The following is a 17035-nucleotide window of genomic DNA, read 5'->3' as shown; positions in this document are numbered from 1 at the left end:
TCGTGCGGGAGGACGCGGTCGCCCTTGGGCGGCCGCAGTAGTTCGACGTGTCACTCGCCCATGGCGTGGGCGCGTTCCTCGGCCGTCATCGGCTTTGCCGCCTGCGGCTTGCGCAGCAGGAAGACGATCGGCAGTGACACGAAGGTCAGGATCATCATCAGCTTGAAGTCATCGAGGAAGGCGAGCATCGCCGCCTGCTGGGTGATGAGCCCGTTGAGCGTGCCGACGACATTCGCGAACCCGCCATAGGCCGCCGCGAAGTCGCGGAGCGGGCCGGAATCCAGCGTGATCCGTTCGGCCAGCTCGCCATAGTTCACCACCTGCATCTGCGCGAGGATCGTCGTCACGACCGAGATGCCGACGCCCTGGCCGACATTGCGGATCAGGCTGAACATCGCGGTCGCATCGACCCGGTACTTCGCGTTGATGGTGGCGAAGGCCAGCGAGTTGAGCGGCACGAACACGAAGCCCATGCCGACCCCCTGGATGAAGCCAGAGATCAGGATCGGGCCCGAGCCCATGACGATATCGAACTCGGTCATCATGTAGAGCGAGTAGCCCATGACGATCGTGCCGAAGGCGACGAGGAGGCGCGGATCGAAGCGGGACACCAGCCGGCCGACGAGGATCATCGAGACCATCGTGCCGATGCCGCGTGGACCCATCAACAGGCCCGTCTCGATCACCGGAAAACCCATCAGGTTCTGCAGCATCGGCGGCAGCAGGGCGAGGCCCGAGAACAGGGTGATGCCGGTGATGAAGATCAGCACGAGGCCGGTGACGAGGTTCCGATCCTTGAACATTCCCATGTCCATGAACGGGTTCTCTGCCGTGAGGCAATGCACCGCGAACACCCACAGGCCCGAGATGGCGAGCAGCAGGTAGAGCCAGATTTCTGGCGAATCGAACCAGCCGGCGCCCTGGCCGCGGTCGAGCAGAAGCTGGAGCGACGCAACCGCGATGGCCAGCATGCCGAAGCCGAAGAAGTCGAACTTGCGGATCTTGATCGGCGTGTTCGGCATCAGCGCGGCGAGCATGAAGAAGGCCACGATGCCGACGGGCAGATTGACGAGGAAGACGGCGCGCCAGTTGAACGTCTCCGTCAGCCAGCCACCCAGCGTCGGCCCGATGATTGGCCCGAACATGATGCCGGCGCCGAAGATCGCCATGGCCTGCCCGAGCAGTTCGCGCGGGTTGATGTCCATCATCGTTGCCTGGGCGAGCGGCACCAGCATGGCGCCACAAATGCCCTGGATGATGCGGAACAGTACCATTTGCTCGAGATTGGTCGCGATACCGCAAAGCAGCGAGGCGGCGGTGAAGCCGACGACCGCGCCGAGGAGCAGGTTGCGCCGGCCGAGGCGGTCGGAGAACCAGCCCGTCAGCGGCGTCGCGATGGCCGAAGCGACGATGTAGGAGGTCAGGACCCAGTTGATCTCGTCCTGCGACGCGCCGAGGCTCGCCCGCATATGCGGCAGGGCGACGTTGGCGATCGTGGTGTCGAGCACCTGCATGATCACCGCTACCATGATCGCGGTGGTCAAAAGGCCCTTGTTCTTCACCACCACATTGGGGGCGGAGATGGCAGGAACGGCTGTGGCCATTTAGTTCGCCTCAGCGGTTTCCGGCACTGTGCCTTCGGGCTTGGTGTCGACGTTGACCACGGCGCTCATGCCGGCGACGAGGGCTTCGCCATCCGTTGAGTCGACGACGATTTTCACGGGTACGCGCTGCGTGACCTTCACCCAGTTGCCGGTGGCGTTTTGGGCCGGGATCAGCGCGAACTCGGCGCCGGTCGCAGCACCGATCGAGTCGATATGTCCCTCCAGCTTCTTGCCCGGGAACGCGTCGACGGTGATTTCGACCGGCTGTCCGTTCCTCAGCGTACTGAGCTGGGTTTCCTTGAAGTTGGCCTCTACCCAGATGTCGTTGCTCTCGACAAGCGTCGCGATGGTCGAGCCTGTGTTGACGAACTGGCCGACATTGAGGCTGGCGACCTGAGCGACCATGCCATCGGCAGGCGCGAGGATTGTCGTCTTGTCGAGGTTGCGCTGTGCATTGTCGCGCGCTGCGAGGGCCGCACGCACGGCCGGGTGTTCGTCCGTCGCGATGTCAGGGTTGCCGGCGAGCGCCGCGACCGAGTTGGCCACGTCCTGCTCTTCGAGCGCGACGTTCGACTGCGCCTGCTGCAGCGCCAGCCGCGAGTCGTCGAGGCTCGATTCCGCCGTGATGCCCTGCTCGCGCAGGTTCGACGTGCGGTCCCATTCCTTCTGCCGGATCTCGAGAGCGTCCCTGGCTGCCTGGAGCTTGGCGAGCGCAATCGAGTGCGCCACACGCAGCTGCTCGACGTTGACGCGAGCCGAGGCGAGCGCCGCATCGGCCTGCGCCAGCGCGATGGTATAGGACTGGGGATCGATCGTGAACAGAATGTCGCCGGCCTTGACCAGCTGGTTGTCCTTCACTGCCACCGAAGCAATGCGGCCCGCGACGTCCGAGGAGATCGAGACCTTGTTCTGCTGCAGGTAGGCGTTGTCGGTTTCGACATAGCGCCCGCCGGTCAGCCAGAAATAGCCACCGCCCGCTGCGAGCACGACAGGAACGGCGAGCATGATCGCGAGGCGACGGCCCGAGCGCTTCTTTTTCGGAGCTTCAGGAGCCTCAGGCGCGGCGGCTGCCGCGGCCGGAGCAACGGCAGGCCTGGCTTCTAGGGCGGGCGGCTCGACCGGCTTGGCCTCGCCGGGGGCAGGGGGGGTGACGCGGGCGTTCATGATCAGACTTCCTCGAGTTCGGCCGCCTGGCCGATAAGATTGGCGCGCATCGTGCTGAGCACCTTGATGACGATTTCGCGGTCCGCTGGGGGCACGCCCTCGAGCGCCGCCTCATACATGGCGAGCCCGATCTTGCGGACGCTTTGGACCACCCCGATGCCTTCGGGCGTGACGCGTGCCAGCTTGGCCCGGCTATCGGTCGGGTCGGCGTAGCGCTCGATCAGCCCGCGCTTCTCCAGCCGGTCGAGGATCCCCGAAATGGTCATCGGGTCCGTGTCGACGGCGTCCGCCAATGCCTTCTGCGTGATGCCCTCGTAGGCGGTGACATGCGCCAGGGCGCGCCACTGCGGGAGAGTGATCTCCTGCATGCTCGCTTCCCCCTCGAAGCGCCGCTTCATCAGCCGCGCCACTTCGTGGATCAGGTAGCCCAGCGGGGCCTGCGTCTTGTAGTCCTGTTTCAAATTCATAAGCGCACATATAATAAGTGCACTTATCAAGTCAACGCGGAGAAACATTAGAAGGCTAACGATTTATGCATGGCGGGTATGCCGCCGCTACTAAAGGGTGACGGGTGCAACACCGGCGCGCTGTCTCGACCAGTCGACACGCACCTGCTTTCCGCCTATCTCTGGCACCGCTGCCTCGACCATTTCAGTAGTCGTTTTCCCCATGCCCACGGCCTCTTCCTCGATCAGCGGTGACACGCTGTTGGCGCAACTCAAGAGCATCGTCGGCGACGCCTATGTGCTGACCGAAGAGCGCAACACCCGGCGGTACCGCAAGGGCTATCGCTATGGCGACGGCCATGCCTTGGCCGTGGTGCGGCCGGGCACGCTGGTCGAGCAGTGGCGCGTGTTCAAGGCTATCGTCGAGGCAGAATACGTGGTCATTACGCAGGCCGCCAACACCGGCCTAAACGGCGGCTCCAGCCCCTTCGGCGATGACTACGATCGCCCGGTCGTCATCATCAACACCATGCGCATCGGCCGCATCGACCTGCTCAAGGGCGGCGAGCAGGTGCTCTGCCATGCCGGTGCGACGCTGCATAAACTGGAGAAACTGATCCGTCCGCTCGGCCGCGAACCGCATTCGGTAATCGGCTCGACCACGATTGGTGCCTCCGTCGTCGGCGGCGTCTGCAACAATTCCGGCGGGGCGCTGATCCGCCGGGGTCCGGCCTACACCGAGCTGGCGCTCTACGCGCGGGTCGGCGAGGACGGCTCGGTCTCGCTGATCAATCACCTCGGCATCGATCTCGGCAACGACCCCGAGACGATCCTGTCGCGCCTCGATCGCGGCGAGTACGCCGAGACCGACGTCAGCCACACGACCGGCAGGCTCGCCTCCGACCCCGACTATGCAACACTGGTGCGCGACATCGATGCACCGACGCCCGGCCGCTACAATAACGATCCGCGCCTGCTGCACGAAGTGGCCGGCAGCGCCGGAAAGCTCTGCGTCTTCGCGGTGCGGCTCGATACGTTCCCGAGCTCCGGCCCGTCGCGCGTCTTCTACATCGGCTCGAACGACTACCGCGAACTGACCGAGCTCCGCCGGCACATCCTCGGGACCTTCGAAAACGCGCCCGTCGCCGGCGAGTATATCCAGCGCGAGGCCTACACGCTGGCCGAGGAATACGGCAAGGACCTCTACCTCTTCCTAAAGTACGCCGGCACGGAGCGCATCCCGACGGCCTTCACCCTGAAGAGCCGGTTCGACGCCATCACCGGCAAGCTCGGGCTCGGCACCAATCTCTCCGACAAGCTGCTGCAGCTGATCGTCGGCATTCTGCCCAACCACCTGCCCAAGCGAATGAACGCTTTCCGTGACCACTACGAGCATCACCTGCTGCTTCGCATGGATGGCGCTGGCATCGACGAGGCGCGGGCGCACCTCAAGTCCATCTTCCCGTCAGCCAGCGGCGATTTCTTCGAGTGCGATGACGAGGAAGCGGCGGCTGCCTTCCGCCACCGCTACGCCGTAGGCGGCGGCACCGTCCGCTATCGTGCGACGCATCCCGACACGGTCGAGAACATCGTCGCCCTCGACATGGCCCTGCCGCGCAACACGCTGGACTGGCGCGAAACGCTACCGCCCGGCGTCGAGGCGAACATCGTCCGCCGCATCCCCTGCGGCCACTTCCTCTGCCAGGTGTTCCACTACGAATATGCGGTGAAGAAGGGGGCCGACTGGATGGCCATCGAGCACCAGATCATCGCCCACCTCAGCGGCCGCGGGATCGAGTTCCCGTCCGAGCACAATGTCGGTCACCTCTATCAGGCCAAGCCCGTATTGGCGGATTTCTACCGCTCGCTCGATCCGACCAACACGATGAACCCGGGCATCGGGCGGACGTCGAAGAAGAAGAACTGGGCCTGAGCCGCCGCTCACATCTCGGCACGGCGGTTGCCCGAAACGCCGTTGCGTCCTATATCGCGGCGACTGATCCATCGTTTCGACCGGCCCGATGCTCCACGACCAGACCTCAGCGATGAGCACTCCCGCGTCCCGCCTTGCCGAGGCGCGCCGGTTCTCGATCGCGCCGATGATGGATTGGACCGATCGCCATTGCCGCTATCTCCACCGTCTGCTCACCAAGCGCGCGCTGCTGTTCACCGAGATGGTGACCAGCCCCGCCGTGATCCACGGGCCCCGGGATCGCCTGCTTGGATACGACGAAGTCGAGCATCCCGTCGCCGTGCAACTGGGCGGCTCCGATCCGCGTGAGCTGGCCGAGGCTACGCGCATTGCGGCGTCGTATGGCTACGACGAGATCAACCTCAATGTCGGCTGCCCGTCCGACCGAGTGCAGTCCGGCCGCTTCGGCGCCTGCCTGATGGCCGAGCCGACGCTCGTCGCCGACTGCGTCCGCACCATGCGCGACGCCACCGACAAGCCGGTGACGGTCAAGTGCCGCATCGGCATCGACGACCAGGACACCGAGCACAGCCTCGATCGCTTCGCCGACGCCATGGTCGCGGCCGGGGTGGATGCGCTCTACGTCCATGCCCGCAAGGCCTGGCTCAAGGGCCTCAGCCCCAAGGAAAACCGCGACATCCCGCCGCTCGACTACCCGCGGGTCTACCGCCTTGCCGAGCGGCTGAAGCCGATGCAGGTGATGATCAACGGCGGCATCAAGACGATCAGGGATGCCGAGGCGCATATGGCGCACATGTCTGGCGTGATGCTCGGCCGCGTCGCCTACCACGAGCCGATGCTGCTGGCCCTCGTCGACGAGCGCTTCTTCGGTGAGGCAGCGAAGCCGGTCGAGCTGCGCGACGTGATGCTGGCCATGGCCGAATATGCCGAGCGCGAGATTTCGCGTGGCGCGAGGCTCAACAACATCACCCGCCACATGCTCGGGCTGGCCAATGCCCGGGCGGGGGCCCGCACCTTCCGCCAGATCCTCAGCGTCGACGCAGCGAAGCGCGGCGCTGGCCCGGAGGTGATTATGCAGGCGTTCGACGCGCTCGAGCCGGAGCTGCAGCTGGCGATCTAGCCGGCGCTAGTGCTTGTCTTTCCAGAAGTCCGCCTGCAGCTGCGCGGCTTCGTCGGCCAGCAGCGGCCCTACGATCTCGGTCGGCCTTTGCCCCGCTTCGAACACCACGTGGCAGGGCAGGTCGAGGGTCGGGTTCTCCTCGTGAGCGCCGGTCTGGGCCTTGAGGTCGCGTTCGGTCTGGCCGAAGACGACGCGGCCGATGCCGGCCCAGTAGATGGCGCCGGAGCACATCGCGCAGGGCTCGGCCGAGGTATAGAGCGTCGTCTCCTGCAGTTGCTCGAGGCTCAGGTTCTTCGCCGCCCACGAGGCCAGCAGCTTCTCGGCATGTGCGGTGCGATCGCCGCCCTCGGACGTGTAGCCGTTCCCCTGTTCGCGCAGCACCTTGCCGTCCTTGTCGGCCAGCACCGAGCCGAACGGGTGGTCGCCGCCGTCGCGCGAGCGCTTGGCGACCGCAAAGGATTGGCGCAGCAGGGCTTCGTCGTAGGGGCGTTGCGGCATCTCGAACTCCGTTATTCGCGGAGGACTATTACCCGATCAATCCACCAGTTCCAGCGAATTGCCGGTGACCGAATAGCGGCTGAGCGTGCCGAGATAGCTCATGCCGAGGAGGCTCGTATCGAGCATGCCGGCTTCGGCGACGAAGGCCCGGACATTGTTGCGCACGATGCCGCCCACGTCGATCCGGTCGAGCGTCACGGCCGCGGCATTGCCGGTGCCGTTGGCGGTGGATACCCGCACGTCGTAGCGCAGGGCATCGGTCGAGAGCCCGATCTTTTCGGCATCTTCGTGCGTCAACACGACGGCCGAAGCGCCGGTATCGAAGATGGTGCGGATTTCCGCGCCGTTGATTCCCGCATTGATGATGAAGTGCCCGTCGCGCCCGCCGCGGAACGAAGCCGTGCCCCGATCCTCGTCGACCACAGCGACGCCGGGAACCAGTTCACCGAAGACACGCGAGGCGACCAGCGAGATATCGTCGCGAAAAGTATAGCCAACGAGCACCACTCCGAAGATGCCGGCCCACAACGCCAGGTTGCCGGCCATCTCGGAGAATCGGTGGCGCCGCGAGAAGACGCCACCGGCGATGACGACGAGGATGACCAGCAGCGGCACCAGTTGTCCCGTCTGCTCCTGCGTCAGCCCGACCAGTGTGCCGGCGTCGGCGCTGACGAGCAGCGCAATGCCGATGGCTATGACGATGGCGACGCCGATGAACAGCATGAAAATCCCTACGCGTGCGGTGATCCCGATAATGGGGAGCAATCAGGCCAATTCAAGCCAAACGCTCACCACGCATCAGTGAACTTTTCGCAATGAGCCCGTCGCCGACGATGCTGAAAAACGCTCGCACCCGCGCTGTCTTCCGCAAATCGGTATGTGTCACAATCCAGAGTTCGCGAGCCAGTTCGGCTATCGGCTCGTCGATCACCCGGCACAGTCCCGGCTCGGGATCACCGAGATAGCAGGGCAAGAGCACCAGCCCGATGCCGGCCTTGGCGGCGGTGAACTGGTTGATGAGACTGCTGGCTCGATAGACGACGCGTGTCCGCGCGATCCGTTCGTTGATCCAGTCCGCCGCGGCGATGCCGCTGGCATCTTCACCCCAGCCGACGAAGTCGAACGCGGCAAGATCGACCGGACCATCTCCTACCAGCGAGGGCGCGCCGTATAGGGTCCAGCCGATATCCGCGAGCTTGCGCCCGAACAGGTCTGGTTCCTTCGGCCGCGTGACGCGCAAGGCGATATCGGCCTCCCGTCGACTGAGGCTCAGGATGCGATTGTCGACCACCAGGTCGACCACTATGCCGGGGTGAGCGGTGCGGAACCGCGCCAGCTCGGCCGTGAGCACGCTGTAGGCAAGCGTTTCCGAGGACGTAACGCGAAGCGATCCGACCAGCCGTTGATCCTGACCGCTGACGTCGCGGCTCAGAGCGTCGGCTTCGGTTTCCACCCGCTCGGCGGTCGACGCCACGCGCTCACCCGCGGCCGTCGGCTGGTACACACCACCGGGCAGACGCTCGAACAGCCTCACGCCGAGCTTATCCTCCAGCGCATTGAGCCGCCGGAAGGCGGTCGAGTGGTTCACGGCAAGTGCCGCTGCTCCGCCGCCAAGGCTGCCTGCCCGGGCAATGGCGAGCACCAGCTTCATGTCGTTCCAGTTCTCCATGCGACATGAGTAGCACGTCACCCGTTTGCAGTCATGCAAGCGACGCAGGCGAAATCGCTGTTGGCTTTTCGTGATCGCCGTCGCTAGCTCTGTGGGCCTCGATAACCCGTGAGGCAAGAATGCAGCTCTACTACAACCCCTATGGATGTTCCCTGGCCCCGGCCATCATCGCTGCCGAAGCCGGCATCGCGCTCGACTTCGTGCATGTCGATATCTTCGGCACTCCCCATACCCTGGCCGATGGCACCAACTACCTGGCGGCCAACCCCCGCAACTATGTGCCGCTGCTCATCCGCGACGACGGCACCGAAATCAGCGAGGTCGCCACTATCCTCAAGACGCTGGCCGACCTGAACCCGGCCGCCGGCCTTGCGCCTGCCATTGGGACCGAGGAGCGGCTGGTTCTCGATCAGTGGCTGAACTTCATCGCCACGGAATTGCACAAGAGCTACTCGCCCTGGCTGTTCCACCCCGAAGTAGGCGAGGCGGCCCAGGACTATGCCAAGGCGCTCGTCGCGCGTCGTTACGCCCTCGTCGAAAAGCAGCTCGAGGGCCGGTCCTGGCTACTCGGCGACGACTTCTCGGTAGCGGACGCCTATCTCTACGTGACGGTGAACTGGGCCGCTGCCGCCGAGACGCCGCTCGATGCCTTCCCGTTGATCCGTGCCTGGTTCGAGCGGATGAAGGCCCGGCCGCGGGTTCGTGACGCGGTCCGTCAGCACTCGAGAGGACCGGCGGTCGTCGCCGCCGCCTAGGCGAACACCAGGAAAACCGCCAGAGCGGCGATCTCGATCAGGGCGGCCAGCGCCCCGATCAGGTCGCCGGTCTGCCCGCCGATCAGCTTGCGACAGCCCCACACCCAGGCCATGGCGACGAGGCCAGCTGCGATGAGCGCAAGCACCACGGCGACGAAGCTGGTGAACGGCGCCGCGATGATCACCGCCACCACGGCCGCAAAACCGGCGCCGATCGCAAAGCTGCGCTTGCCTACGCGCCCAGCAGAGGCCGACGCGCCGCCCTCGCGGGCATTGGGCAGCGCCACGCTGAGCCACAGTGAGCCCGAACGGCCGATAGCCGTCGCAGCCAGCCAGATGCCGGCAGCGGCAACCGGATTGTACGTCGCCACCGCGCCGATCGCCGTCACCCGCAGCAGCAGATAGAGGCACAGCGCCGCGACCCCGTAGGTGCCGTGCCGGCTGTCCTTCATGATTTCGAGCCGCCGCTCGATCGTCGCCCCGCCGAAGAGGCCATCCGCGGCATCGGCAAGCGCATCGTCGGCCATGGCGCCAGTCGCAACCAGCATCGCCGCAACGCCGATCGCCGCCGCGAAGTAGCTCGGCATCGTGGCCCAGGCGCAGAGCATCATCAGCAGCGCCGGCAGGAAGCCGATGGCGAGGCTGGCGAAGGGCAGGCTCATCGCCATGCGGTCGAGATTCGGGGCAGTGAAGGGACGATCTCCGGTCGGCAGGCGCGAGAAGAAGCGCAGCGACATGACGATGTCGTCGCCAAAGCGCGGCTCGGGGGCAGGCGGCGGAACCGCGGTTCCGTTGTCCTGCCGGGGGCGTGCGCGGGGGACGTCCTCGTTCAATTGCAAATGCCAGCCGTTTGGTCCAGAAGCGTGCCTCCCTTACCACCCTTGGCCGGAGTCGTCATCCGATGCCCTCGCCCTTCGCCGACATCATCGACCTGCTGCACATCTCGCCCTCCGGCGACGAAAGGGCAGTGGCAGCGATCCGCGAGCGCGATCGGCAACTGACCAAGCCGCCCGGCTCGCTCGGTGAGCTCGAGGCGCTGGTCGAGTTCCTCGGCCGTTGGCAGGGCAAGGCGAGCCCGACGCTCGACAACCCGATGGTGGCGATCTTTGCCGGCAATCACGGCGTCACCGACCAGGGCGTCTCGGCCTTCCCGCGCGAAGTGACGGCCCAGATGGTCGCCAACTTCACCGCCGGCGGTGCCGCCATCAGCCAGATCTGCCAGCTGCACGAGCTGAACCTGCGCGTCTTCGAACTGGCCCTCGAACTGCCCACCGGCGACATTACCCAGACCACCGCGATGGACGATCGCATGTGCGCCGCCACCATCGCTTACGGCATGGAGGCAGTGGCCGGTAAGCCCGACCTTCTCGCCATCGGCGAAATGGGCATCGGCAACACCACCGTCGCCGCCGCGATCTACACCGCACTCTACGGCGGCACCGGTGCCGATTGGGTCGGTCGCGGCACCGGCGTCGATGATGCAGGGTTGCAGCGCAAGGCCGATGCGGTCGACCGCGCCATCGTGCTGCACAAGGACGCACTCGACGATCCGCTCGCCATCCTCGCCCGCCTCGGCGGCCGCGAGATCGCCGCCATGCTCGGCGCCATCATCGCCTCACGCCAGCAGAAGATCCCGGTCATCGTCGACGGCTTCGTCGCCACCGCCGCCGCCGCAATCGCTCACGCGGCCAACCCCACTGCTATCGATCACTGCATCTTCGGCCACGTCTCGGCCGAGCACGCTCATGTTCGAGTGCTCGCAGCGATGGGCAAGCGCCCGCTGCTCGACCTCGGTATGCGCCTTGGGGAGGGAAGCGGCGCCGCGCTCGCCGCCGTGCTGGTGAAGACTGCCCTGCACCTGCACAAGAACATGGCGACGTTTGCCAGCGCTGGAGTCAGCGACAAGGGGTGATCGTGCTCTCTTGTTCGGTGATGACGATAGTTTAGGTGAGGTGAAGCGGAGCCCTCTCCCCCTACAGATACTGCGTGTAGCAGTTGTAGACGCACCGGTTGAAAAGGCCCCGGCGCTTCAGGTAGCAGCTGGTCTCTATCGTGAACCCCGGGTCGCCCCCAGTGCCCCGGATGTGCTCGGTTGTCATTGTCTGGCTTGGACATCTGGCGAGGATGATCGGGGCAATGCCCTCGGGAACTGGCGGATCGCGGTCCCGCTCGGTCTCCTTCATCCTGACCTTGTGCCGGGCTGCCCAGGCGTCGAGGTCGGCGAGGATCCGGAGCCACGTCGCATCCACGACATTGCCATCCGCGTCGAACATGTCGGGATGCTCGCGCACCATGAACGCCCGGGCCCGCCGCTCGATCGCCGCGAACTCACGCTTCTGCGCCTCGCTCCGGCGCGTCACCTTCACCTTGGTTCTGAATTCGGTGGTCGTCATCATTGCCTCCACAACGAATGCACCCCGCGCCGGTAGCAGCGCGTCCCGCCGCCCAAGCGTCAACCGAAGACCAGTTGACCACCGAACGGATGGTTAAGGTCCGTTAGCAATTCGTCGGAAACAGCTATTGCAGAACGCCACCCAGCCCCCGCTCGCGATGTGATTGCAACAACGCTGCATCTTCGGCCACGTCTCGGCCGAGCACGCGCACGACCGGGTGCTCGAAGCGATGGGCAAGCGCCCGTTGCTCAACCTCGGCATGCGGTTGGCCGAGGGAAGCGGGGCGGCACTCGCAGCCGTGCTCGCCAAGACCCCACTCCACCTGCACAAGCACATGGCCAGGTTCGGTAGCGCCGGGGTCAGCGACAAGTGCTGATCGCGCCTGGTTGCGTCGCTATAGCGTCATGGCGACGCCAAAGAGTTTCCCCCCGCGCCGTCGTCGCGGTAATCTGCCATCCCGTGCCACGCTCTCGTTGCCGGTCGCCTCGCGTTCGACGCATTGGTGGCTCTCACTGCAGACGGAGTGAAACTTGATGCGGTCTAGACGGTCGATCCTGCAAGGCGGAGCTGCCCTGGTCCTCGCCGGCCTGCCATTTGGGTCGTCGATCGGACAGGATGCCCTGCGCTCGGCAAAGGCCGGGTCCGAGGGTGTCGCGACCCGTTCGAGTAGCTCAGGCGATGGCGTGACCATCTCGCTCTTCGCCGGCGACCTTCGTGACTTCGAAGCTGTCGCGGCATGGGAGCGCCACTTCGGCCCGGTTCGCTCGGTGACGATCAACGCCGAATCGTCCACCGACTGGAACCGCACCACGGCCAGCGTGACGTCGTGGATCGTGCCGAAATTCATGTCTCGGTCGGACCTGGTTCCAATAGTCGGGCTACCGCTGCTCCCCTACGGAACGCCGGTGAGAAACGGTGCCAGGTGGGATCTCAGGCTCGGCGCCGAACACTGGGGCGACGAACCCGGGTGGCTCTACAAGCTGTTCCAGCCGATTCTCTCATCCCTGCTGCAGCTACCGCACGACCACATCGACGTGCGGCTCGGCTGGGAGCAGAACGTGCCCTCCCAGGCCTGGAACGCCAAAGCCGCCGAGACTGAATATGCCGCTTACTGGCGGAATCTCGTGGCCTATGCCCGGTCGCTGGATGGTGGCGAGCGATTCAGGTGGCACTGGTGCCCCGCAATCACGGCATGGCCGTGCTGCGATACGTTCAAGACCTATCCCGGGGATGACGTGGTCGACGTGATCGGGTTCGACCTGTACGACCGGGAGGTGGCCGACCCGGCACAGGATACGCCAGAGGCGCGCTGGGACCTCTCCTTCAATGGCGCGAAATCCGGCAACAATTTCGGGCTCGGGCAGCTTGCCGCCTTTGCGCGCGAGCACGGGAAACGCATGATAGGCCACGAGGTCGGGGCCGGTGAAAAGGGCGACAACCCATACTTTGCGCGCGAGCTGGTGACCTTTGCCGCCAACGCGGAGGTCGACCTCTATTGGTGGAACCATGACACCGGCGGCTACAATGCCAGGCTCACGGAAGGCCAGTTGCCCAAAACCGCTAGGGTGCTGAGGACAGCGACCTCCTGAGCAAGGCGGTGTGCCCTTATCCTGCCTCAGAGTAAATCCTGAGGCGCGAGTGCTTTTCTACCACCGGGGCCAGCGCGTCCATGACGCGGGCCCGCGGGAAGGTGGCGATCACTTCGGTCCCGAACCGCAGCTTCGAAAACAGGTCGAACCGGCCCTGGTGCAGGTCCATGATGCGCTGGACGATGGGCAGGCCGAGGCCGGCGCCTTGTTCGGCGGTCTTCTGCGCCAGCGACCCCTGACCGAACGAGGAGAGGACGGTGGCAATTTCGTTCTCGGGGATTCCGGGGCCGTTGTCGCGGACGCTCAGCAACTGCCCGCCATCGCCCGAACGCGTGACCATCAGGTGGACCTTGCCGGCCTGCGGGGTGAACTTGATGGCGTTCGACAGAAGGTTGAGCACCACCTGCCGGATGGCGCGCTCGTCGCCCCAGAGCTTGGGCAGGTTGTTGGCATAACTGACCGTAAACTCGATGCCCTTGCTCTTGGCCCGGATTTCAACCATCCGGCGACAATCTTCGGCGATATCGACCAGCGACACGGCCTCTTCATTCAGCTCGTACTTGCCGGCCTCGATGCGCGAGAGGTCGAGCAACTCGTTGATCAGGTTGAGCAGGTGCTGGCCAGAGCTGTGGATGTCGCCAGCATATTCCTTGTATTGCGGCACGGCATGCGCCCCGAGCAGCTCGGATTTCAGCACCTCGGAAAAGCCGATGATGGCGTTGAGCGGCGTACGCAGCTCATGGCTCATCGTGGCGAGGAACTGCGATTTGGCGATATTGGCCTGCTCGGCGTGGCGGCGGGCTTCGTCGCTCATCTCGCGCGCTTCCTCGAGTTCGTTGATCAGCGCGTCCTTCTCGAACTGGTGCTCGATCGTCTCGAGCTCGGAGCTGTGCAACTGGCGGGCGAGGTAGACGAAGAAGATCTCGCCACCGACCACCACGGCAGCGAGAGCCCAGTTGAGCGTGCCGCCGGCAAGGATGAGGCTCACCGTTACGGCGGCAGCTGGGGGCAGGGTGCTGGCCAGCGTCGCGGCGGGGAGCGTGCGGGTCAGCACCGCATTGGCGGCAATACCGACCAGCGCCATGGCGAACATCACCACGAGCAGCGGCACGTGATCGGCCGGCAGCAGCCAAAGCAGCGACAGCAGCGACCAGCAGACACCGTTCACCGCCTCGGCTGCGACGAAGCTCGCCGTCCAGCGCGCCGCATTGAAGCGGGACGGCGGCTCGCCCTTGAAGCGCCGGCAGAGCAGGACGACGACCAGATTGGCGACGATCACCAGCGCCGCCCAGCCTGCCGCCGCCAGCGGCGATACCCAGAGGCTTGCGAGCAGCGCGAGGATCAGCACCAGCGCCGGCACAGCGAGGAGCCCGCTCAGCCGCGAGTTGGCATATTCGTCGATGAGTTCGAAATCGTAGGAAGCGCGGGTGCCGGAACTCGAGGTGAGTCGCTGCCGGGCGTCATCCACGGCGCGCTGCGAGTTACGACGAAGCTCGCGGCCCATATGGGCGCGCACGTCTTCTCCGTGCATCGCGGGCTTCAAAGACATTACTCGCGTACTCAACTACACAACTGACCGAGCTAGAAACGCGCTCGCTACGCTTGCGCAAAAACCTACGCTCGGCATGGTTAAGTTTGGGTGAAATCCGGGGGACGCGATTGTCGAAAAGCGAGGGCAAAAGAATGCGCCCACCGATCGTCAATCCGGCCATGCCGGCCTGGGGCAATGGCCGGCGAAACCCGCTGGTTCGGCGCAGCCGGATCAACTGGCGCACATGGCTCATCGTTATCGTGCTGCTCGGCGCGTTGGGCGTCTATGCGGCCTTGCCGGAGGCTCCATTCGCGCTCGGCGAGGCGCCGCTCACCGGTCCGGTCGAACGCGTCGCCGATGGCGATACGATCGAGATCGGCGGACAGCGCATCCGCCTCACCGGGCTCGATGCACCGGAGTGGAATCAGACCTGCAGCCGGGCCGATGGCGCCGACTGGCCCTGCGGCCGTGCCGCCACCGACCGGATGCGCGACCTGACCCGGGGCGCGATGCTTTCCTGCAAGGGCGAAGGGCACGATCGCTACGGGCGGCTGCTTGCAACCTGCCGCGCCGGCGACGCCGATATCGCCGAATCGCTGGTTCGTGATGGCCTCGCCGTGGCCTCCGGCAGCTACATTCGGACCGAATCCGAAGCGCGCCGCGCCGGCCGCGGCATCTGGCAGGGCCGGTTCGACCGGCCCGCTGATTGGCGGGCTACAAAAACGGCCGAACCGCAGGGGAATCCGAGCCGTTTCGAGCGCTTCCTCGCCTGGCTGGCGGGCCTGTTCTCCAGTTGACAGACGGAAGATATTTTCGTCATATGCCGCCTTCTTTGACCATCTTTGCGCCGCACGGCATATTTTACCGGTTTGTGCGCAATCTGATTTCTGGGGGCTGCTATCGCTTTGGACAAGATCGACCGCAAGATTCTGGCGCTCCTGCAGAAGGACGCGACGACCCCTGTTGCCGAAATCGGCCGCAAGGTGGGCCTGTCCACCACCCCGTGCTGGCGCAGAATCCAGAAGATGGAAGAGGACGGAATCATCAAGGCGCGCGTCGCCGTGCTCGATCCGGTCAAGATCAATGCCGGCGTAACGGTGTTCGTCTCGGTGCGGACCAACGAGCACAACGAAGCCTGGATGCGGAAATTCGCGGCGGTGGTCGAGGATTTCACCGAAGTGGTGGAATTCTACCGCATGAGCGGTGAGGTCGATTATCTGCTGCGCGTCGTCGTGCCCGACATCGGCGCCTACGATTCCTTCTACAAGAAGCTGATCAGCAAGATCGCGCTCACCGACGTGAGCTCGTCCTTCGCCATGGGCCAGATCAAGTACACGACCGCCCTGCCGCTCGAGTTTGCCATCGTCACCGACGACGACAAGTAACATGGCGGTCACCCGCGAGAGGCTGCGCGAGCTGATCGGGCTCGACGAGCCGCCCGTTGCTTTGCGCGCGTCGGTGATCGAGGGGCGCGGCGACTATGTCGTCGAGCACCTGACGCTGAGCCTTGGCGACACCGAGGTGCGCGGCATCCTCACCCGGCCGGCGCATGCCGCCGGCCGGTTGCCGGCGATTCTATACGGCCACTCGCACGGTGGTGCCTACCACATCGGTGCCGACGAGCTGCTGGAGGGGCGCGAGTATCTGCTCGATCCGCTCGGACCGGCCTTCGCACGTGCCGGCTACGTGACGCTGTGCATCGACATGCCGGTGTTTGGCGCGCGGGCGACCGTGTCGGAGGCTTATGCCTCGAAGGCCCTGCTCTGGCACGGCAAGGGCCTCTTCGGACAAATGCTCTGCGATCATGCCGCGGCGCTGACCTTTCTCGCCTCACGCCCCGATGTGGATGCGTCGCGCCTCGGAGCTTTCGGCATCTCGATGGGCTGCACGCTGAGCTACTGGCTTGCGGCGATGGACGAGCGCATCGCCGCCGTGGCGCACCTCTGCTGCTTTGCCGATCTGCGCACCATGATCGAGCTCGGTGCCCACGATGGGCACGGCGTCTATCTCGTGGTGCCGGGGCTTCTGAACGAGGCCGATGCCGGCGCCATCGGCGCCCTTGTCGCCCCACGCCCGCAATTGATCTGCATCGGCGAAGCCGACGGCCTTACGCCGGCCCTCGCGGTCGAGCGAGCCTGGGCGGAGACGAGTGCCGCCTATGCCGGCGTGCCCGACCGGCTGGAGCTTGTATCCGAACCCGGGGTGGGGCACCGCGAGACCGAGCGCATGCGCGCAGCGACGTTGGCCTTCTTCGCCCGGCACCTCTAGGCCCTTCCAAAGCATCGACTTTTGCCCCGCTCTGGCTATTGTGGCTGCAGCGGGCACACACGCCC

Annotated in this window: 18 protein-coding genes; 9 read left to right on the top strand and 9 right to left on the bottom strand. The window is 65.3% G+C overall.

Translation table 11 applies throughout. From position 1 onward, the window contains the following. Positions 1–50: 50 nt before the first annotated feature. The 3 genes from ACOYW5_RS08015 to ACOYW5_RS08005 are packed head-to-tail and all read right to left on the bottom strand — an operon-like array spanning position 51 to position 3235. Positions 51–1604, bottom strand: coding sequence for a DHA2 family efflux MFS transporter permease subunit (locus ACOYW5_RS08015; protein WP_423068725.1), 1554 nt, complete (start codon positions 1602–1604; stop codon positions 51–53). Continuing rightward, positions 1605–2768, bottom strand: coding sequence for an HlyD family secretion protein (locus tag ACOYW5_RS08010; RefSeq protein WP_423068724.1), 1164 nt, complete (start codon positions 2766–2768; stop codon positions 1605–1607). A gap of 2 nt (positions 2769–2770) precedes the next feature. Then, positions 2771–3235: a MarR family winged helix-turn-helix transcriptional regulator gene (locus ACOYW5_RS08005; RefSeq protein ID WP_423068723.1), complete on the bottom strand. Its 465-nt coding sequence runs from the start codon at positions 3233–3235 to the stop codon at positions 2771–2773. 202 nt (positions 3236–3437) lie between these two features. Here ACOYW5_RS08005 and dld point away from each other — a divergent pair, with 202 nt between their 5' ends. After that, a complete protein-coding gene (gene dld, locus ACOYW5_RS08000; protein ID WP_423068722.1) occupies positions 3438–5147 on the top strand; it encodes a D-lactate dehydrogenase in 1710 nt (569 codons plus the stop codon). A 112-nt stretch (positions 5148–5259) separates the two neighbouring features. After that, positions 5260–6267, top strand: a complete 1008-nt coding sequence (gene dusA / locus ACOYW5_RS07995; protein ID WP_423068721.1) for a tRNA dihydrouridine(20/20a) synthase DusA — start codon at positions 5260–5262, stop codon at positions 6265–6267. A 6-nt stretch (positions 6268–6273) separates the two neighbouring features. On the opposite strand, the gene ACOYW5_RS07990 is transcribed toward dusA, so the two are convergent. From ACOYW5_RS07990 to ACOYW5_RS07980, 3 genes are read right to left on the bottom strand one after another with little or no spacing between them, the layout of a single operon-like run. Continuing rightward, a complete protein-coding gene (locus tag ACOYW5_RS07990) occupies positions 6274–6765 on the bottom strand; it encodes a nucleoside deaminase (RefSeq protein WP_423068720.1) in 492 nt (163 codons plus the stop codon). A 36-nt stretch (positions 6766–6801) separates the two neighbouring features. Beyond that, a complete protein-coding gene (locus tag ACOYW5_RS07985) occupies positions 6802–7530 on the bottom strand; it encodes a retropepsin-like aspartic protease family protein (RefSeq protein ID WP_423068719.1) in 729 nt (242 codons plus the stop codon). 10 nt (positions 7531–7540) lie between these two features. Then, on the bottom strand, positions 7541–8416 hold the full coding sequence (locus ACOYW5_RS07980; protein WP_423068718.1) for a LysR family transcriptional regulator: 876 nt from the start codon (positions 8414–8416) through the stop codon (positions 7541–7543). A gap of 137 nt (positions 8417–8553) precedes the next feature. Between ACOYW5_RS07980 and ACOYW5_RS07975 the strand changes: the two genes are divergently transcribed. Then, complete coding sequence (locus tag ACOYW5_RS07975; protein WP_423068717.1) at positions 8554–9189, top strand: glutathione binding-like protein; 636 nt, start codon at positions 8554–8556, stop codon at positions 9187–9189. Here the strand turns inward: ACOYW5_RS07975 and ACOYW5_RS07970 are convergent. Next, the gene (locus ACOYW5_RS07970; protein ID WP_423068716.1) at positions 9186–10022 is read right to left on the bottom strand and encodes an adenosylcobinamide-GDP ribazoletransferase; all 837 of its coding nucleotides are present in this window, start codon (positions 10020–10022) and stop codon (positions 9186–9188) included. The two genes, ACOYW5_RS07975 and ACOYW5_RS07970, sit on opposite strands and share 4 nt — an antisense overlap. A 68-nt stretch (positions 10023–10090) precedes the next feature. Between ACOYW5_RS07970 and cobT the strand changes: the two genes are divergently transcribed. After that, positions 10091–11101, top strand: a complete 1011-nt coding sequence (cobT, locus tag ACOYW5_RS07965) for a nicotinate-nucleotide--dimethylbenzimidazole phosphoribosyltransferase (RefSeq protein ID WP_423068715.1) — start codon at positions 10091–10093, stop codon at positions 11099–11101. A gap of 61 nt (positions 11102–11162) precedes the next feature. Here the strand turns inward: cobT and ACOYW5_RS07960 are convergent, their stop codons facing one another. Continuing rightward, entirely contained in the window at positions 11163–11582 is a 420-nt protein-coding gene (locus tag ACOYW5_RS07960; protein WP_423068714.1) for a hypothetical protein, read from the bottom strand. Positions 11583–11745: 163 nt separating this feature from the next. Between ACOYW5_RS07960 and ACOYW5_RS07955 the strand changes: the two genes are divergently transcribed. Next, positions 11746–11958: a nicotinate-nucleotide--dimethylbenzimidazole phosphoribosyltransferase gene (locus ACOYW5_RS07955; RefSeq protein WP_423068713.1), complete on the top strand. Its 213-nt coding sequence runs from the start codon at positions 11746–11748 to the stop codon at positions 11956–11958. A 157-nt stretch (positions 11959–12115) separates the two neighbouring features. Beyond that, the gene (locus ACOYW5_RS07950) at positions 12116–13171 is read left to right on the top strand and encodes a glycosyl hydrolase (protein ID WP_423068712.1); all 1056 of its coding nucleotides are present in this window, start codon (positions 12116–12118) and stop codon (positions 13169–13171) included. A 16-nt stretch (positions 13172–13187) separates the two neighbouring features. Here ACOYW5_RS07950 and ACOYW5_RS07945 read toward each other — a convergent pair whose 3' ends face one another. Next, complete coding sequence (locus ACOYW5_RS07945; RefSeq protein ID WP_423068711.1) at positions 13188–14720, bottom strand: sensor histidine kinase; 1533 nt, start codon at positions 14718–14720, stop codon at positions 13188–13190. 134 nt (positions 14721–14854) lie between these two features. Here ACOYW5_RS07945 and ACOYW5_RS07940 point away from each other — a divergent pair, with 134 nt between their 5' ends. The 3 genes from ACOYW5_RS07940 (at position 14855) to ACOYW5_RS07930 (ending at position 16970) form a co-directional block, all read left to right on the top strand. Beyond that, a complete protein-coding gene (locus ACOYW5_RS07940) occupies positions 14855–15499 on the top strand; it encodes a thermonuclease family protein (protein ID WP_423068710.1) in 645 nt (214 codons plus the stop codon). Between the two features lie 108 nt (positions 15500–15607). After that, a complete protein-coding gene (locus tag ACOYW5_RS07935) occupies positions 15608–16087 on the top strand; it encodes an Lrp/AsnC family transcriptional regulator (RefSeq protein WP_423068708.1) in 480 nt (159 codons plus the stop codon). A gap of 1 nt (position 16088) precedes the next feature. Next, on the top strand, positions 16089–16970 hold the full coding sequence (locus ACOYW5_RS07930; protein WP_423068707.1) for an alpha/beta hydrolase family protein: 882 nt from the start codon (positions 16089–16091) through the stop codon (positions 16968–16970). Positions 16971–17035 lie beyond the last annotated feature (65 nt).

The organism is Devosia sp. CN2-171 (genome assembly GCF_049354815.1).
Lineage (GTDB): Bacteria > Pseudomonadota > Alphaproteobacteria > Rhizobiales > Devosiaceae > Devosia_A.
This window is presented reverse-complemented; position numbering and strand designations above follow the sequence as displayed.